At 50.0% G+C, this 16,262-nt stretch carries 16 protein-coding genes and 1 pseudogene; all 17 read right to left on the minus strand.

What is annotated here, in order from left to right:
- Positions 1–8: 8 nt before the first annotated feature.
- Complete coding sequence (locus FKZ61_RS22135) at positions 9–362, minus strand: hypothetical protein (RefSeq protein WP_141612328.1); 354 nt, start codon at positions 360–362, stop codon at positions 9–11.
- The gene (locus tag FKZ61_RS22140; RefSeq protein WP_141612329.1) at positions 352–681 is read right to left on the minus strand and encodes a hypothetical protein; all 330 of its coding nucleotides are present in this window, start codon (positions 679–681) and stop codon (positions 352–354) included. The genes FKZ61_RS22135 and FKZ61_RS22140 overlap by 11 nt, the downstream gene beginning before the upstream one ends.
- Positions 682–1,163: 482 nt before the next feature.
- Positions 1,164–1,496 (minus strand): DegT/DnrJ/EryC1/StrS family aminotransferase, encoded by a 333-nt coding sequence (locus FKZ61_RS22145; protein ID WP_326838578.1) that lies wholly within the window; start codon positions 1,494–1,496, stop codon positions 1,164–1,166.
- Positions 1,493–2,221, minus strand: coding sequence for a sugar transferase (locus FKZ61_RS22150; RefSeq protein WP_141612331.1), 729 nt, complete (start codon positions 2,219–2,221; stop codon positions 1,493–1,495). The genes FKZ61_RS22145 and FKZ61_RS22150 overlap by 4 nt, the downstream gene beginning before the upstream one ends.
- Before the next feature lie 4 nt (positions 2,222–2,225).
- Positions 2,226–3,191 carry a transketolase family protein gene (locus FKZ61_RS22155; RefSeq protein ID WP_229964359.1) on the minus strand — a complete coding sequence of 322 codons (966 nt, stop codon included), beginning with the start codon at positions 3,189–3,191 and terminating at the stop codon, positions 2,226–2,228.
- On the minus strand, positions 3,160–4,011 hold the full coding sequence (locus FKZ61_RS22160; protein WP_141612333.1) for a transketolase: 852 nt from the start codon (positions 4,009–4,011) through the stop codon (positions 3,160–3,162). Before FKZ61_RS22160 ends, FKZ61_RS22155 begins: the two co-directional genes overlap by 32 nt.
- A complete protein-coding gene (locus FKZ61_RS22165; RefSeq protein WP_141612334.1) occupies positions 4,008–5,129 on the minus strand; it encodes a DegT/DnrJ/EryC1/StrS family aminotransferase in 1,122 nt (373 codons plus the stop codon). Before FKZ61_RS22165 ends, FKZ61_RS22160 begins: the two co-directional genes overlap by 4 nt.
- A 4-nt stretch (positions 5,130–5,133) precedes the next feature.
- A complete protein-coding gene (locus tag FKZ61_RS22170; protein WP_141612335.1) occupies positions 5,134–5,769 on the minus strand; it encodes a GNAT family N-acetyltransferase in 636 nt (211 codons plus the stop codon).
- Complete coding sequence (locus tag FKZ61_RS22175) at positions 5,766–6,890, minus strand: DegT/DnrJ/EryC1/StrS family aminotransferase (protein WP_141612336.1); 1,125 nt, start codon at positions 6,888–6,890, stop codon at positions 5,766–5,768. Before FKZ61_RS22175 ends, FKZ61_RS22170 begins: the two co-directional genes overlap by 4 nt.
- The gene (locus tag FKZ61_RS22180; RefSeq protein ID WP_141612337.1) at positions 6,887–8,152 is read right to left on the minus strand and encodes a glycosyltransferase family 4 protein; all 1,266 of its coding nucleotides are present in this window, start codon (positions 8,150–8,152) and stop codon (positions 6,887–6,889) included. Before FKZ61_RS22180 ends, FKZ61_RS22175 begins: the two co-directional genes overlap by 4 nt.
- Positions 8,149–9,372, minus strand: coding sequence for a glycosyltransferase (locus FKZ61_RS22185; RefSeq protein ID WP_141612338.1), 1,224 nt, complete (start codon positions 9,370–9,372; stop codon positions 8,149–8,151). Before FKZ61_RS22185 ends, FKZ61_RS22180 begins: the two co-directional genes overlap by 4 nt.
- A gap of 1 nt (position 9,373) precedes the next feature.
- Positions 9,374–10,747, minus strand: a complete 1,374-nt coding sequence (locus FKZ61_RS22190; protein WP_141612339.1) for an O-antigen polymerase — start codon at positions 10,745–10,747, stop codon at positions 9,374–9,376.
- A 7-nt stretch (positions 10,748–10,754) separates the two neighbouring features.
- On the minus strand, positions 10,755–11,888 hold the full coding sequence (locus FKZ61_RS22195) for a tetratricopeptide repeat protein (protein ID WP_229964360.1): 1,134 nt from the start codon (positions 11,886–11,888) through the stop codon (positions 10,755–10,757).
- Positions 11,889–11,996: 108 nt separating this feature from the next.
- Complete coding sequence (locus FKZ61_RS22200) at positions 11,997–13,448, minus strand: flippase (RefSeq protein ID WP_141612341.1); 1,452 nt, start codon at positions 13,446–13,448, stop codon at positions 11,997–11,999.
- A gap of 29 nt (positions 13,449–13,477) precedes the next feature.
- Entirely contained in the window at positions 13,478–14,476 is a 999-nt protein-coding gene (locus FKZ61_RS22205; RefSeq protein ID WP_141612342.1) for a glycosyltransferase, read from the minus strand.
- 35 nt (positions 14,477–14,511) lie between these two features.
- Positions 14,512–15,441: pseudogene (locus tag FKZ61_RS22210) on the minus strand (nucleotide sugar dehydrogenase); the annotation flags it as partial.
- A gap of 608 nt (positions 15,442–16,049) precedes the next feature.
- Positions 16,050–16,262: hypothetical protein (locus FKZ61_RS22215; RefSeq protein WP_211358691.1), on the minus strand; the 213-nt coding region annotated here is incomplete at its 5' end.

Raw genomic sequence — 16,262 nt, forward strand, 5'->3', positions numbered from 1 at the left:
TCCGACCATCAGATAAGATTATTATCCAGAAGAATCTGTTCAACTTCAGCCAGGAATTGGTGGATCGGTCGGGATGACATGCCTTCTGGCGTTGGCTCATGATGGTCAGGTTGTTCAAAAGGATGCCGATGCCACACACCATGTTCTCGATCCCGCCCATAGAGACGTCCTGTTGGACCAATCAAGGCCAGACTCAAACGGCCACTTCGTTCACTCAGGAAAACCTGCACGAATAGATCGGGCGTGAGAGACAAACGCACAGTAACCGTCGCATTGGTTCGTTCCGCCACGTTGAGAGCACGTACAAACCAAATCTGCTCCTGTGCCTCTTGGGCCTCGGCGAGAAGCTCTTCAATTCTCATCCTGGAGTACTTCAAGGTCTGCTAACTGTTGCTGTATGGTGTGGATTCCATCAATGGCTGTCTCCCAGGCCATGGCATCTGACTCCACCTCCCATGAATATCCCCGCTGTTTTGTAATCTGCCGACGCTCAAACTCCTCAAATGTCATCCCGTATTTTTCAGAAAGACGCTGATTTGTTAACCGGTAACGGGCCAGACGACGCTGATATTCGGCGACCAGCAACTGCTTCAGCTTCGCCTCGATATCGTCTGCCTGTGCGATGGATAGATCGTTCAGACGACGAATAATCTCCTCGGAAACCGTGATTGTCGTGCGCATGCAACCTATCTCCTCAAAGAACAATGGCCTGTCAAGATGATCCTAACAGGCAACAGATGCTTGCAGCCGATCAAACCGATCAACCAGCCATCGGCAGCCCAGACGGATGACTCTGTGGCGCTCGAATGGGGCCCCAGCAAAGTTCGTTAGAACACCAACCAAGGCAAGGGGCTCAGCCACACAGTCAACAGTAGGTCCTGGACCCGCTGTGGTCATTATAGCCGGAAGAGAATCGGAAACCAAGGAGGAACGGCTCGGTATGCTCTGCTCTATCAATCCAACGCAAAGACGCCAGAGCGCAAAGATGTTCTCATATTTGTCAAGGGAGTCGCACACCAACAATCGAATAGCGAAAGGCAATACAAGAGCGCAAAGAAAAGAAGGAATCTGTAGCGTGCATCTGCTCTATCAATCCAACGCAAAGACGCCAGGGCGCAAAGGCGTAAAAAAATCTGCGTGCGCAGCCTGCGTGCATCTGCGTCCTATTCCTTCTTCCTCTGTGTCCTGATGACCTCCACCACCCGCCTCTGGTCTGCGTCCGCCATGGCCGTGCCGGAGGGGAGGCAAAGTCCTTTCTCGAACAACTCCTCGGCCACACCGTTGCCCACGTACTCGCAGTCCCGGAAGACGGGCTGCAGGTGTATGGGCTTCCACACGGGGCGAGACTCGATGTTCGCCGCCTCCAGGGCCAGGCGGATCTCCTCCCGGGTGGCGCCGAACCGCTCTGGGTCCACGGTGATGACCGTGAGCCAGCGGTTGCTGCGTCCCCAGGGGGCCTCGGGCATGACGGAGAAAGCAGGGAGAGTTGGATTCAGCGGCTCTGAACGATTTCAGTAGCACCGGGGGGAGGATAGGGTTCGAGTTTTTCCTGCCGGCGAGCAATGCGCTTCAATTGTTCATCCGCACCGAGTTCGTCCAGGATGCGTTGAACCCCGGTCAGCGCTTTCTCGCGGGATACGATGGCTAAAGCAGTGAGAAAGATCAGACGCAAGTCCAACAAGAAAGAACGATAGTCGATATACAATAACCCCAGACGGCTCTTCCAGGGGCGAATCAACCGATTGTAGTCCAGATCCGGATCCTCACTATCCTTGAGAATATCTCCCTCATCCGCGAATATGATGGAGGCGATATCTGTGATACCGGGTTTGACTCGCAACAGGCCTTTTTCCACCTCGGTATACAGCGCCACATCCCGTTGCACCTGGGGACGTGGTCCGACCAAACTCATATCGCCTTTGAGCACATTCCAAAGTTGGGAAAGTTCATCCAATTTATAACGCCGGATGAAGTGGCCAACCGGGGTAATACGTGGGTCACGCGCCGACGTGGAATCGATACCGACCTTGTCTGCATTAACCACCATGGAACGGAGCTTGACCATGCGAAAGAGTTTGCCGTCTTTACCCACTCTAGGGGCAACGTAAAACGGCGAATGGAAATCCTGCAGCCAGATCGCAATGATGACAGGAATCAGAATTGGGCTGGCAACAATCAGACCCAACAAGGATACGGTGATATCGAACAACCGTTTGGCCATATGACTATCCTCTTGCTCGGATTATACTCACCGGTTCAATCCCCAGGATCTGTTTCACAGTTGCCACAATGCCTGGGGCGTCCAAGCCATATTGAGCCCGCAGATACTCCTGGGTCCCTACAAGCGACGAAAACTCACCGTTGAGCCCAATGCGTTTGAAATAGCGGGGATACACACCGGCTTCAAGCAGCGTCTCGGCCACTGCGCTTCCCAGGCCGCCGATCACGCTATGTTCCTCAACCGTAAAGACACCCTCGGTATCCCGGGCAGCGGCGAGTACAGCCTCGGTATCCAGGGGTTTCACCGTATGCATGCTCACCACACGGGCCTGGATGCCTGTTTCGGCTAGCAGTTCGGCTGCCTGGACTGTTTCGTGGAGGAGGCCACCTGTGCTGATGAGGGTGATATCACTTCCCTGGCGCACCGTGATCGCTCTGCCGATTTCGAAATCCGGCGTCGAGGAATGGACAACCGGTTCGCCTGCCCGACCAAGCCGTAAGTAGGCCGGACCCTGGTGCTCAATCAGGGCTTTTGTAGCCAGACGGGCCTCCACAGGGTCTCCCGGGGCTATCACTACCATATTGGGCAAGGCGCGCATGACGGCAATGTCTTCTGTAGCATGGTGCGAAGGTCCTAGCGAGCCGTACGCCATGCCACCGCCAACAGGCACGATACGCACATTGGCATTGTGGTAGCAGATGTCGTTGCGAATCTGCTCTAGAGGGCGTAGTACAGGGAAGTTGGCGATGGAATAGGTGAAGACGATCTTCCCGCTCAGAGCCATCCCCGCAGCCAGGCCGGTCATGTTCTGTTCTGCTACACCGGCATTTACAAACTGATCGGGAAGTTCTTCCATAAAGCGGGTGACAACGCCGAAGCCCAAATCCCCGACGACCAAGACAATGCGGGGGTCTTCTTTGGCCAGTTCAAACAATGTATCAATGAATGCGGTTCTCATGATCGTGTCCATTCAGTTCTGCCAAGGCAGCTTCGTATTCATCTCCCTGGGGAGACCGATAGTGCCACAGCAATTTGTCTTCCATGAAACTGACACCCTTGCCTTTCACCGTATGGGCGATGACGCAACTGGGTTTGCCAGGCTCAAAGGGGAGTTGGCTGAGCACGGCCTCAATTTCGCCAAAGTTGTGCCCATCCACCTCGCGTACAGCCCAACCAAAAGAACGCCATTTGTCTGCCAGGGGAGCCAGATCAATCACTTCTTCCACTCTGCCCAGGCTCTGGATCTTGTTGTAGTCCACAATAGCAATCAGATTATCCAAACGATGTTGAGGTGCAAACAGGATTGGCTCCCAGACAGACCCCTCATCGCATTCACCATCGCTGAGCATGCAGAAAACCCGATAGCTCTTCCCATCGCGCTTGGCGGCCAGGGCCATGCCTGCGGCCACGGAAAGGCCGTGCCCTAGAGAGCCCGTAGATATCTCAACACCGGGTACGTAGGTATGGGTAGCATGCCCGGCCAGGCGAGAGCCATTCTGATAGAACGTCTCCAGCCATTCCACCGGAAAGAACCCCATCTCCGCAAGGACAGCATAGTATGAAGCGCACCCATGCCCTTTGCTGAGGATGAAGCGATCCCGCTCGGGCCAGTCAGGGTTCGTAGGGTCCACGCGTAGGATTTTTGTATACAGCACAACCAATAACTCGACCATGGAAAGCGAAGAACCCACATGGGAGGCCTTGGCCCGGTGGGTCATCTCGATGGTATGCCGGCGGATCTTATGTGCCAGTTCCTCAAGCGAGAGATTCTCGAGTGATTTTACGCTCATAACGACACCTGCGGATATCCGTAGAATTTGCGCACGGTATTGCTGACGTACAGTACGTCTTCATCTGAGAGTGACGTGTTCATAGGTAACATCAGACAACGCTGAAAGAGGCGTTCGGTGTTTGGAAGTTGCACATCAAAACCCAGTTTCTCGAACTGGTGCACCGCCTTGCCGCCCCATTGGATCAGCGTACCTACACCATGCTCTTTCAAATAGGCCCGTAGTTCATCCCGGCGCTCGGCCTCGATCTCGTAGTTCTGAAAGATATCATAGTGATCCGGGTCGCTGTCCGGAGCGGGAGGCAGCACCAACTCTGCAACGTCGCCCAGGTACTGCTGGTACATGCCGGCAATCTGGCGACGTCGGGCGATTTCTTTGTCGTAGTAAGTAAGTTTGTAGTCCAGAATAGCCGCCTGAAGATTGTCCAATCGGGAATTCAACCCCCACATCACCACATCGCCTGAGGCGTCTCGGCCATGGTCGCGGAGCAGCATCAACTTCTCATATACCTCATCGTCATTGGTAAAAACGATGCCGCCATCGCCGAAACAGCCCAGCGTCTTGGCCGGATAGAAGCTGATGGCACCGGCCACCCCAAAGGTGCCCGCACATTGCCCTTTGAACTTCGAGCCCAAAGCCTGAGCAGCATCCTCGATGATGATGAGTCCATGTTCATCGGCAATCGCCTGCAAGAAGTCCATATTTGCCGTGCGTCCGTTCAGCTGCGTGGGCATGATGGCCCTGGTGCGAGGTGTAATCGCCGCCTCGATCGACTCCGGATCGATCAGGTGATCGGGGCCACAGTCTACCGGCACGGGGGTTGCGCCGGCAAAATAGATAGCTGCAGCCGTAGCCACCATGGTGTGTGATGCAAAGATAACCTCGTCACCAGGACCTATCCCTGCGGCACGAACGGCCAGATGCAACCCATCGGTGGCATTGGCTACACCAACAGCGTACTTTGCACCCACGTAATCGGCAATGTGGCGTTCAAAGTCGGCCAGGTCCTTTTGCATAATGAAGGCGCCCCGGCGACCGACATCGCGGATGATGGCGATAAACTCCTCCTCACGAGAGATAAAAACGTGAGGGTAATTGAAAAATGGAACATTGCGCATAGAATCACCCATGTTTTCTTGTTTGGATAATGTAACGATAGATATAAGTAGGTCGGTCCTCATGAACAATGACCGAACCTACTTTGATAGCACCCATCTTTTCATAAAAACGATGGGCACGATCTAAACCTGCTGTAGTTGGAATATCAAAACAACCAACACCCTTCTCGCGAAGCTGCTCAACAAACTCCCCAAACAAATGCTGAGCAATGCCTTTGCCATGATAATCTTGAACAACGGCCAAATCAAGCAATTCGGCCTTGCACTCCTCCTGATCTTGTCGCTTTTGTTGTTTTCTAGCGGGGTAGAAGAGTGTTTCAATAGCCTTCGTTATACGATCCCAAGAAAGGAGCTTAGGCAGGAAATAGCGAATAGCCTGGAATGTGCGCCTGATTAAAAAATCTTTATATAGTTGTCCTGTGTCTGTTGCACCAAAAACGTAACCAATGACACGGTTATTGCTCGATTCCTTAGCGATAACCATCACCCCAAACTGGCTGGTGGCAACATGTTCAAAGATCAAAGCCAACGGTTTTTCACCAAGGGAACTGAGAAATCCTTGTGGCAATTCTTGTATTTGGATTTGGGCCGCCTGTCGTATTTCATCTTGGCTAAAACTCGAAGTCTGATATTCGATCATCCTTCCCCTACTGAGTTCAAAAAATTGACAGCCCGATTGACATCGCGAGTGCTCACCGCTGAATGCGTGGGCAAGGCAACAACTTCCTCACAGCGCTTCTCTGCGTTTGGGCATGATCCTGGCTCATAGTGCACGAGCTTCAGTTCGTCGCCTTGCAAGGGGTGCACAGGAGTTGTATACCAATCCGACAGTTCGACATTGGCCTTCCTGGCGGCTTTCAAGAGATTCACCTTGTTGCTAACACGAAGAGGGTAACGGGCGAACACAACATCAACACCATCGGGATAAACAGGGTGAATGATAGCGTCAGATCGGATTCGTTTTCGATACTCGTCTGCGACTCTTCGGCAGTGTTGTGTATAAGCGTCAATGCCTGCTAATTTCCTTTTCAATCGCTCTTGCAGGGAGGGAATCATACGCAGGCTAAAATCTTCGGCAATGTTGTCACTGCTCACTGGATTATAGTTGCTTTCCGCCAATCCAATGGCGCCAAGTCGCCGAAACAAAGCTCGCACTGGCCAGTAAAGGCGTGGTCTATAAAGTAAACCGAATGCGTAATATTGCAATTGTATGCGCACGGCCTTTATGATTCCTGGTACCCGATAATTCGTATACGCATCATGCAAGCGTTCGCATAGCACAGGATCGTTGACAACAGCGCTTCCCCCAATACCGGCAACAATTGGCTTCCCCCACTCAAATGAATAGAAACTAGCAACGCCAAAGCTACCAACCTGTTTGCCTTTATAAGTTGAAACCAATGTGTGACAACAATCTTCGATAACCGGTATTTCTGCTTCTTCTGCAACCGCTAGAATCCCCTCCATATTTGCGGGGATGCCGTACGTGTGTTGAACGATGATCGCTCGCGTGCAAGATGTTAATTTTCGCCGTAGGTCCTCGGGATCGATATTGTAACCATTCGCCTCAATGTCCACCCACACCGGACGCGCTCCAGTTGCCATAATCCCCTCAGGAACAGCAACACAGGTGAAGGCCTGAACAACAACCTCATCTCCATCTTCAACTCCGAGCGATCTCAAAATGGCATATAGAGCGACACGCCCTCTATAGAAAAAGAGTTCACAGTGCTCATGCGAACTCCCTAATTTCACATTCATGCCAGACTCCTGCTTTTGAAAGTACTCGTCGCAATTTGCTCAAGATAATCCACCATCGCGGGATAGATCTTCTCTACAGAGAACTGCTCTACGAACAAACGCCTGGCATTCTCTTCCATTTGGCTACGCAAATTTGGATTGCCAACTAATTGCTCTAAAACTACCAAGAAATCCGTCACATCTCCAGCTCGATATGTTAAACCGGCTCGATATTGTTCAAGAATTTCTTGCAGCTCTCCCGTCAAGCTAGATAGCACGGGGAGACCACCAGACAGATATTCGAGAGGTTTATTGGGCAAACTCTGAAGCGCTCCGGCAGCGTAGGGTGCCAAACCAATTTTTGATAACTGTAAGAGTGCCGAGATAGCCTGTGCGGATATCCATCCTGGAAACACCACATTCTGCAAGCCCTCCGCACGTTTTCGCAACAATTTAAACTTAGATCCGCTACCACAAAACACAAATTGAACGTCATTGACTCCGCGTTCCTGAAGTAAGCGTGCGCCGTCGATGATTGTTTCCAGGTCATAACTAGTTTCAAACTGACCAAAAAAACAAATTATTGTTTTCTCTGGATCGACACCAGCCCCAATCAGTTGCCGCTTCTCTTGCTCAATTACTCGCTTAGGGAAACTGGGTTTGGGGTATCCTAAGGGAAATACCACATCGGTTGATTGTCGCTGTCTTCCGGCGTATCGAAGCCCCCATTTCAAGTAGCTCTCCGATACAGCGATAATAGAGGAAGCTCCCCGAAATAATTTACGGTTCGTGCGCTCCGCAAAGAATAACGCCGGTCGAGCTATTGGACGTAAGTGCTTGGGCAAGAGGGTTAGGTAGATATCCGGCCAAAGGTCTCGAACATCGATTACAAAAGGAACGTCATAATGCTGGGCATATTGGAGAGCGATAAAACACATACCTGGCGTCGGGATGCCGGCAAGAATAATATCGGGCGGAGGCTCCTGAAACATGCGTCGCCGAAGACCACGTTCCAATTGGCGATGAAAACGAACCCGCTGTAGGCTAACATTCCGGTCATAGCCCTTTGCATAAATTAGTTCAATGCGATAATTGGGGTTAACCCAGATGCTTGCATCGCGCTCCGAACGTTGGCGCTTATACGCATGGATAAAGGTAGGCGCCCAACGGGTAACCCTATGTCCACGCTCAACTAGCATATTGGCCAGAATTCCGTAACGAAATAGGCGAACGTCACCGTCAATAGGAAGAAGTTCGCCCACGTGGACTAACCAGATATTCATGTGGTTTCTAATGACTCCACGGTCTTCTGAACAATACGAATGAGCTTTCTGCCAAGCACCGGCCAATCAATTGTTGCCAATGCTACTTCACGAGCATTTTCTCCTAGTTGTTTCCGATGTGCGGGGTCTTTGATGAGCGAAATAACATGTTCTGCGAACTCGTTATTGTTTCGAGCAATCAGTACTGATTCCCCATCTACAAGTGCAAAACCGCGCACACCTTGTGGCGTGGAGACAATAGGCATGGCCATGGCCATGGCTTCAGCTATCTTAAGCTTCGAGCCATGGGTTTCTGCAAATGGCGCAATGTACACATCGCCTTGGTCGAAGTAAGGACGGATATCGTCCACTCTCCCCGTAAATCGTATATTCGGCACATCAGCAAACTCAGCCTGGGCTGCCGGGCTAAAATTGCCCGCAACTAGCAACTCTGTATCGGGCAACTGTCGTTTCACCAGTGGGAATATGTTGCGCACAAACCCTCTCAAAGCAGTTACATTGCGGGGTGCAGAAGTGCCTGTAAATAAAAGACGGGGAGGGCCAGTACGAGCTGCACGTCGAGGAGTAAAGTAGCTACAATCCACGCCGTTCTCGATGACGTCAATCGGGGTGTTTGGGGCTAAAGCTCGTGTGAGTTGACGATCTTCCTCACAAACGGAGATGATCCTGCCCACATTATTGTAGATAGGCGGGAAATGCCGCTTTGCGAGCTGGTAGTTAATCCAGGCAAGAATACGATGAGTAGTGCTCATCGCTTGTGAGGCGTAAACCCGCCAGAAATCCACCTCGGCATCACACTGGTTAAGGACCCAGTTGGGACTATACTGATTACGCACTATCGAACCCCAGTGGCCAACATTGGTAAAAACCACGCCCGGATATGTAATAATTCTGTGTAGTACATCAGGAACGCCATCTAACGAATTGTACAAGACGGCATTGTGGTAAGGATAGCCATAGATCGACATGGAAACGGTAGCTCTTATCTTGTCTCGCCGTGACACATCACGGAGGGCTACTCTGACGATCGTTTCCGCGTACTTCTCAAGCGTTGTGCGCTGCTTTGAAGTCAACGGCTTGCGCGTCAAAAGGATCATTTCAATTGAATAGGCCCTATTCAATTCTTTGAGAAGGCCAAGTGTACGCAATGCAGCGCCGCTGAATGCAGGCCAAGGAGATTCATATGACAAAAATAAAACATTTCGGGATTTTGTTGACATTTCATTTTTGCATAGTTAGTGGGATTGAATAAAGATGAGAATGCCGTAGCCTGACCGAGTGCTGTCGACGAATGGGTATACGCAAGTATTTTACGCCGTGTGAGACAACAAGGAGCCATGCAAGACCAATAAAGAAAAATCCCTGGTAGGTCATGCTGAAAAAGATGGCCCACTCAAGCCAAAGCAACGAAAATGCCAGTAAGCCCATTTGCCAAAACCCGATTGAGCGACGGATGGCTTTATAAAACAACCAACTCGACAATACTCCCATTACAAAAGGAATGAACAGAATCCCTATCCAGCCAAAATCATAAAACCAGTCACCAATAGCCGTAAATACATTAAAGCCTGGCAATACAGAAGATTCACGGATAGGGCCATATCGCCCTACGGTAGGAATTACCATGCGGAATAAGGCATTGAAGGTTTTGACTCCGTAACCTAATTGCGGGTCAGGATAATCGATACGTTCTCCCAGCACAGGAATTGGCCCAGTAAAGTTTAGGTATGTATGGATGATGCCGCGCAAAAGGGTTGAATCATTTTGCAGAAAAACTGGATTAACCGCATATCCAATTCTTGTCTGTGTGCTCTCAAAATTGTCTTGAGCTCGAATTAAGCGAATATATATTGTGGCCCCAATAATAAGACTAATTAAAATCAAGTATGTAATTAGTTTTCGCACGGAAATTCGCAGCTTAGGGGCCTTGCCCAATACCAGGTGAGTTAAATAGTTACCATTAAATATTAACAACCCCGCCCATAAAATGCTTGCCCGACCCATTGAGGACAATGCAACACCTACTACAATCAGCACCGTCCAGATCGAATACCAATTACGCCACCCTGCTAAAGCAGTATAACTGCCCGCCAAATACATGCCACAATAGGATAAGGACACAAGATAACCAACCCATGAAGGGAAATCAAATCCATAGAGCACTCTGGTATGATAAATCACCGTAGGTTGCATAACGATCGCCGAAATCCCCCCAAAACTGCGTGCCATATAGTAAAACTGCAGTAATAAGCCCGCGCTAGCAAACAAGTACGTCAGCAAAAGAATGCGCCTAACCTTGTTCGCCAATAAACGAGGCCCGGTATCACTAATAATACCTGATTTTTGTCTGCCTGAAACTATTCCCCCTAAGAAAGCGCCACAGATAAGCGCCAACAGGGGTAAAAATAACGCAAGTAGGGTCCCAGGGCTTAGAGGCCGATAGTTTATAATAGGCAAAGCCATCAATAAAAAAGCAAAACCAAATGGTAACGCGTAGGCCGATATTGGGGAGAAAATTTGAGCATAGAACGCTTTACTAAGTCCGATCCCAATGCCTATGAATATGACCCCTAGAGCAAGATAGATGATTGTCATTCAGTCTTCACCTGCTGTTTATTATCTCTTGAAGTACTGCCAATCTATCCCTAGCGGATGTAAGCTGGGGGTTGATTGCCAGAGCCTGTTTGTACAACTCAAACGCCTGGTTGATTTCGCCTCTTTGCTCATACACTTGTCCTAAATAATAATATGCCCAAGAATATTTAGGGGAAATCTCAATTGCTTGTACAAATTCACTCTCCGCTTCGACAAATCTGCCTTGCTTCATATAAGCAACTCCAAGCAATACCCTTGATAAGATGTGTTGTGGGTTGATGCGAATGGCACGCTGAGAAAGCAGGACGATCGTATCTAGGTTAGCTGCCATATCAATCCGGGACAGTGTCTCAGCTTTATAAAAATAGCAGTCAGCAGCTTCCTTATCCGTTGCGAAATCATTTAGAGTAGTTGCTCTGTCATACACAGCCAAAGCGGTTTTCAGGTCTGGAGGGCTATACAATTCCAAATTCACCCATCCTCGTCTGCAAAAAGGACTACTCTTGCCAATCGTTATAAACTTACTAGACCGAGAAGCACGCCGGTATGCAAGATCTGCCTTCTTCGCCATGTTATGACGCTCATAAAGAATCCCTAAACTGAACCAGGCATCCGCTAAATCAGGTTCTACAGTTGTCGCCTGTAGATACCACTTTTCAGCGACCTCGAACGGTCCATTTTCCAGTGCTTTGTTTCCTACATCGACAAATCGCTGTCCTGTAGTGCCGACCGTACGCCAAAAATCAATCGTGGCTTTTGGGTCGGCCGTTTCCATTATGCTGCTGACAGACGCAATAATAGGCAAATCAGTATTGCCGAACTCCCTCCATATCTCTGCCGCACTTTCCACATTTCCTTGGAGAGCCAAAACAATAACCATTCCACGCTTCGCAGACTGGTTTGTCGGATGAAAAAAGAGAGCTTGCTGGAATAAAGACTCAATCCGCCTCCACTGCTGTTGCTCGGATACTTCTGGAGATGCAAAAACCGTGTGGTTCAGAAAAATATTAGTGACATTAGTCCATGCACAGGCAATTAGCCAAGATGACGATTCGAACACAAGTATCGAAAAGAAGGCTACAATGACTAATATCCAACGAGCATGCTTGAATAAAATAGGAACCTGAAGAGTATCGAGCATTTTACTATGTTTGCACTTTTTGTCTAGCACCAGAGGTAGCGCTCGTCGCTGAACGCCGATTCCTCAGGAGGGAGAGCCGAAAACTGCAAAGATAGTGGACATTTCTGTTTAGCGCTGAAACGCGAGAAGAGAACGGAGGAATGTCATTGATCCCTCGGGTATCCAACCATCGTTCTTAAGCACAAATACAAAACAAAATACATATACTGGCAGGACCAGTGACAAAACGAGAAATGCTGACGCGTGCCTGACACCCAACCAACTGATCCCAAGGGCAATTCCACAAATAGACAGAAGTCGCAAACTGGTTCCTGATGAAATCATCTGTCGCTTGAACTTTTGCTGGACCACCATAACCATTAGCAAAAACCCGGCGAATTCTATCCCGGTGGAAACGATGCTGGCTCCGATATAGCCCCACTTAGGAATGCTCAACGCGTAACTAATCAAGCCGCCCACGCCAATAACACTCATAATTCTAGCAACGGTATTTTCGGAATGGAGTGCGTTTAATGTTGCCAGCAATAGACTGCTACCAAACACAAAAAAACTTGCCCACGCTAAAATCTGCAACGCTAAAACTGCAGGTGTATACTGTGATCCATACACCAGTTGAATTATCTCAGGCGCAAGAACGGTCAAACTCAAACTAATGGGAAATGCTATACCCATCAGAATAAGCAAGAGTCTGCGGACCAATTGGTAAACTCTCTCCGATGATTCTTTGCATAAAATAGGGTAAATCCCGTCCATCAATGTACGCGGGAGAAGGCTAACAAGCGTAGCGAGCTTGTAGGCCGATGAATACCAGGCAACCGGCTGAACACCTGAAAATATACCCAAAAGAACAGTGTCGGCACGCATATACATGCCATTAAACATATCGTAGAGAGCAAAGGGCGTAGACTGCTTAAGCAATTGACGAATATTGTATTTACTGTTGTGGGGTAGAGCTACTGATGACAGTTGCGGGGTTCGTCTTCGAATTAACACTGACGAGATTAAGACCTCGCTGAGATTCACTATCGCCAGAACGAGGCAGATCATCAGCAAATCCGGACGAATCAAAATCACAATTAGAATCAGCGATAATCTAGCAATATTGCTGATTGCACCGATATAGGTTTGCAAATGCATCCATTCGTGTGCACGAAATACTGCCCGGTTCAGAAGAGCAAAGGATTTCGCAATCTGAGAAACAGCCAATAACACAAATGCTGCACCTAAGAGCGTGTTTTTAAAATAGTCTAGCTTGAAGGCAATACCGATAATGATTAATAGTCCAAACAAACTGAGGAGGACTTTCGTTGCAATGGCGGTTCTCAGGTAACGAGCGGTGTCTTCAGGTTTCTGGGCAACTTGTCTCAGGGAGAAAGGTGTTAACCCAAAATCGTACAATGGCGTAAAAAAAGCAATAAATGCGAGCCAAAGTGAATACTGTCCAAAACCCGTTGGCCCCAACCGCCGTGCTAATACAGCGGTCACGATCATACTCAATCCCAGTTCAATTGCTGTAGCAGCAGATAGCCAGGTAAAATTTCGTAAAATTCGCCGAATCATTTGCACCACACATTATGGGATTGCAATAGCTACTTCGGCAAGAAATCCATCGCACCTCCGGACCCTTTGAGCATTCGTCTAACTGCGGCCGGGACCAGATGCCGAAATGTTGCCAAGTAGGATATGGGGTTTAGCCAAACACCAGGATCATAATGGTTTGCCGCCCTCATCATTTCCAATGCCATACGCGGCTCCCGCCGGTAAACCAACCACCAAAATGCCTTTGCAGCCATGCTCTTTGTAGAGAACGCTCGGATAGCTTTTTTTCGCAATGCACGCAAGTGGTCTTGCTCGGAAGAGAGACTGCCGAACACACTATTGAGCACCCGGTATGGTTCTGTCGCACCTTCGGGAGAAATTGTACCGCGTTTGGAGATTGCCTGGGGCAGCCTTCTCCAATCCAGGAGTGGTTCCGAGATATACCCCACATCATACTGCGCGCTGAGCTTGAGCCATAACTCATAGTCTCCAGCGTATGTCCACCCTTCATTTATACCACCAACAGAAAAATAGTGATTGCGACGGAAAATCACCGAAGGACTACAAATAAGATTTCCTCGAAGCACTAGATCTCTAAACACTTCGGTTCCCGGAATTATTCCCGTCGACTTATACGGATAAACTACTCGTTTCACTACTCCTTCCGAGTCAATAATACGATAAGCTGTATGAACAAAGCTGACATTTGGGTATTTCACCAAGAAATCAATCGCTTTTTCAAAATAATCGGGAGCGCAAGTATCATCCCCTTCTGCCCGCGCAACAAAATCAGCTTCACACCATGAGAGAGCTTCTTCATAACTTTGGTAAACGCCGATATTTTGATCGTGAAGTATTAATTTTTTTAATTGTGGCACATTTCTCAACTCCCGCTGAAGCACTTCTGCGCTATGATCAGTTGAAAAATCATCCAAAACTATCCATTCAAAATCCTTGAAAGTTTGAGTACATATTGAACGAATGCGCTCCTGAAGGAAAGGAGCTTGGTTGTAAACCAGTGTTATAACGCTTAGCGTCGGTTTTCTCATTAACAATCCCTGTACTCTCGTGCTGTCGAATAAACCAGACTCAGGCCCAACTTGTCGCACATCATGAGCAGCTCGTTGGCCAGGCCGATGTTCACCATGCGGAAGGTGTTCTCGAAGAGCTTGACCATCTCCGCCGCATCCGGAGAAGACACCGGAACCAAGGTCTCGATGGCCTGGCCGTAGAAGGCCATGGCCACCTCCAGGCACGCGGGCGTCACCCCGCCGATGACCTTGGGTGTGTTCTGGGTGGTCCAGTCCGTGCGCCCCGGGTCCACCCGCTCCGGCGAGAAGGCGAGATAGAACGCCTCGCCGACGAACGATGGTCGTTGGTCGTTCGTCCATGGGTGTTCGTCGTTGGCCGGCCGTCGCGGGCCATCGCCTCCATACCGGCGCGCATACCCGGCCTCCAACTGAGGAAGCACGACTTCCCGGGTCGTCCCCGGATAAGTGGTGGACTCCAGCACGACGACCATGCCCGGGTGCAGGTGCTCGGCAATGGCCTTGCTGGCGGCCACGATGTAGGAGATATCCGGGTCGCCGGTCTTGCTCAGAGGCGTGGGTACGCAGATGGAGACCGCGTCGCATTCGGCCAGGACGGAGAAGTCGGTGGTGGCGGAAAGACGACCATGGACGATAGACGATAGACGATGGCCGGAGACCGACGAACGACCATCGTCGGACGCCGAAGGCTGCTTGTGGGTCCATAGCCGTCCATCGGAGGCTGTCTGCTGCCGGGCGACCGTCGCCTCTAGCACCCGGGCCAATCTCTCCGAGGGCACATCTTCCACATAGGACTCGCCCCGGTTGATGGCGTCTACTTTGCGGGGGTCCACGTCGATGCCGATGACGCGGTAGCCGGCCTCCGCGAAGACCACGGCCAAAGGCAGGCCCACGTAGCCCAGGCCGATCACGGCCACGGTGGCGGTACGATTCTGAAATTTGGCTATAGTCTCCTGGGGTATCACGGATGTTCCTCCTTGACCGAGAGGGACGAGAATACCCCAGGGACACAACAGCGTAGATTTCGGAAAACCATACGTTTGTCGGTATATACCTATGACTCCCCTGCAAGAAGGGCATTTTTGAACGCAAAGGCGCAGAGGGCGCAAAGGCGCAGAGAAACACAAGAGAGAATTGCTCTAATCAGCGTTCATCTACGTGGGTCAGCGTCCTCATTTGACCTTTGTGGAGCAGAGCCAATCATGGATCGGATTCAGAAGCAAGTTGAAGCGTAAAGGTTGTCTGCCGGCGTCAATCATATCGCCCGCCGATAATTCCGACAAATTGCTCTTCCCTTTGATAGACACCTAGAATCCATTTGCCGCGTATTCATCCGAGGTCCTCCCCCCAGTCATCACAGCGTCCATCAGCGTGACTCAGCGCCCCACTTATCCCCTTTGCAGCGGTCACGTATTGCAGCGGTCACATATGGAAATGCGACCTACGTTTCCTCCCGATTATGGCAATCAGTATCCTATCAGCGTTCATCTGCGTGAGTCAGCGTCCTCATTTAACTCTCCACGGGAGAAACAACACCGTGGCCAAGGGGGATACGTCCGCCAGGCGTGGCCAGTTACGTTGTATTGTGGGACTCCCCTGCAAGAAGGGCATTTTTAACGCAAAGGCGCAGGGGCACAAAGAAACGCAGGGGAGAATCACCCGAATCAGCGTTCATCTGCGTGGGTCTACGTCCTGGTAACAATCGACAATTATCGTCGGTGGGGACGATGTGCTTGATAGTGATGGCATCCTTTTCTACGACGATGTGATCAATTAACAACCGAAT

This window comes from Litorilinea aerophila (assembly GCF_006569185.2).
GTDB classification, from domain to species: domain Bacteria; phylum Chloroflexota; class Anaerolineae; order Caldilineales; family Caldilineaceae; genus Litorilinea; species Litorilinea aerophila.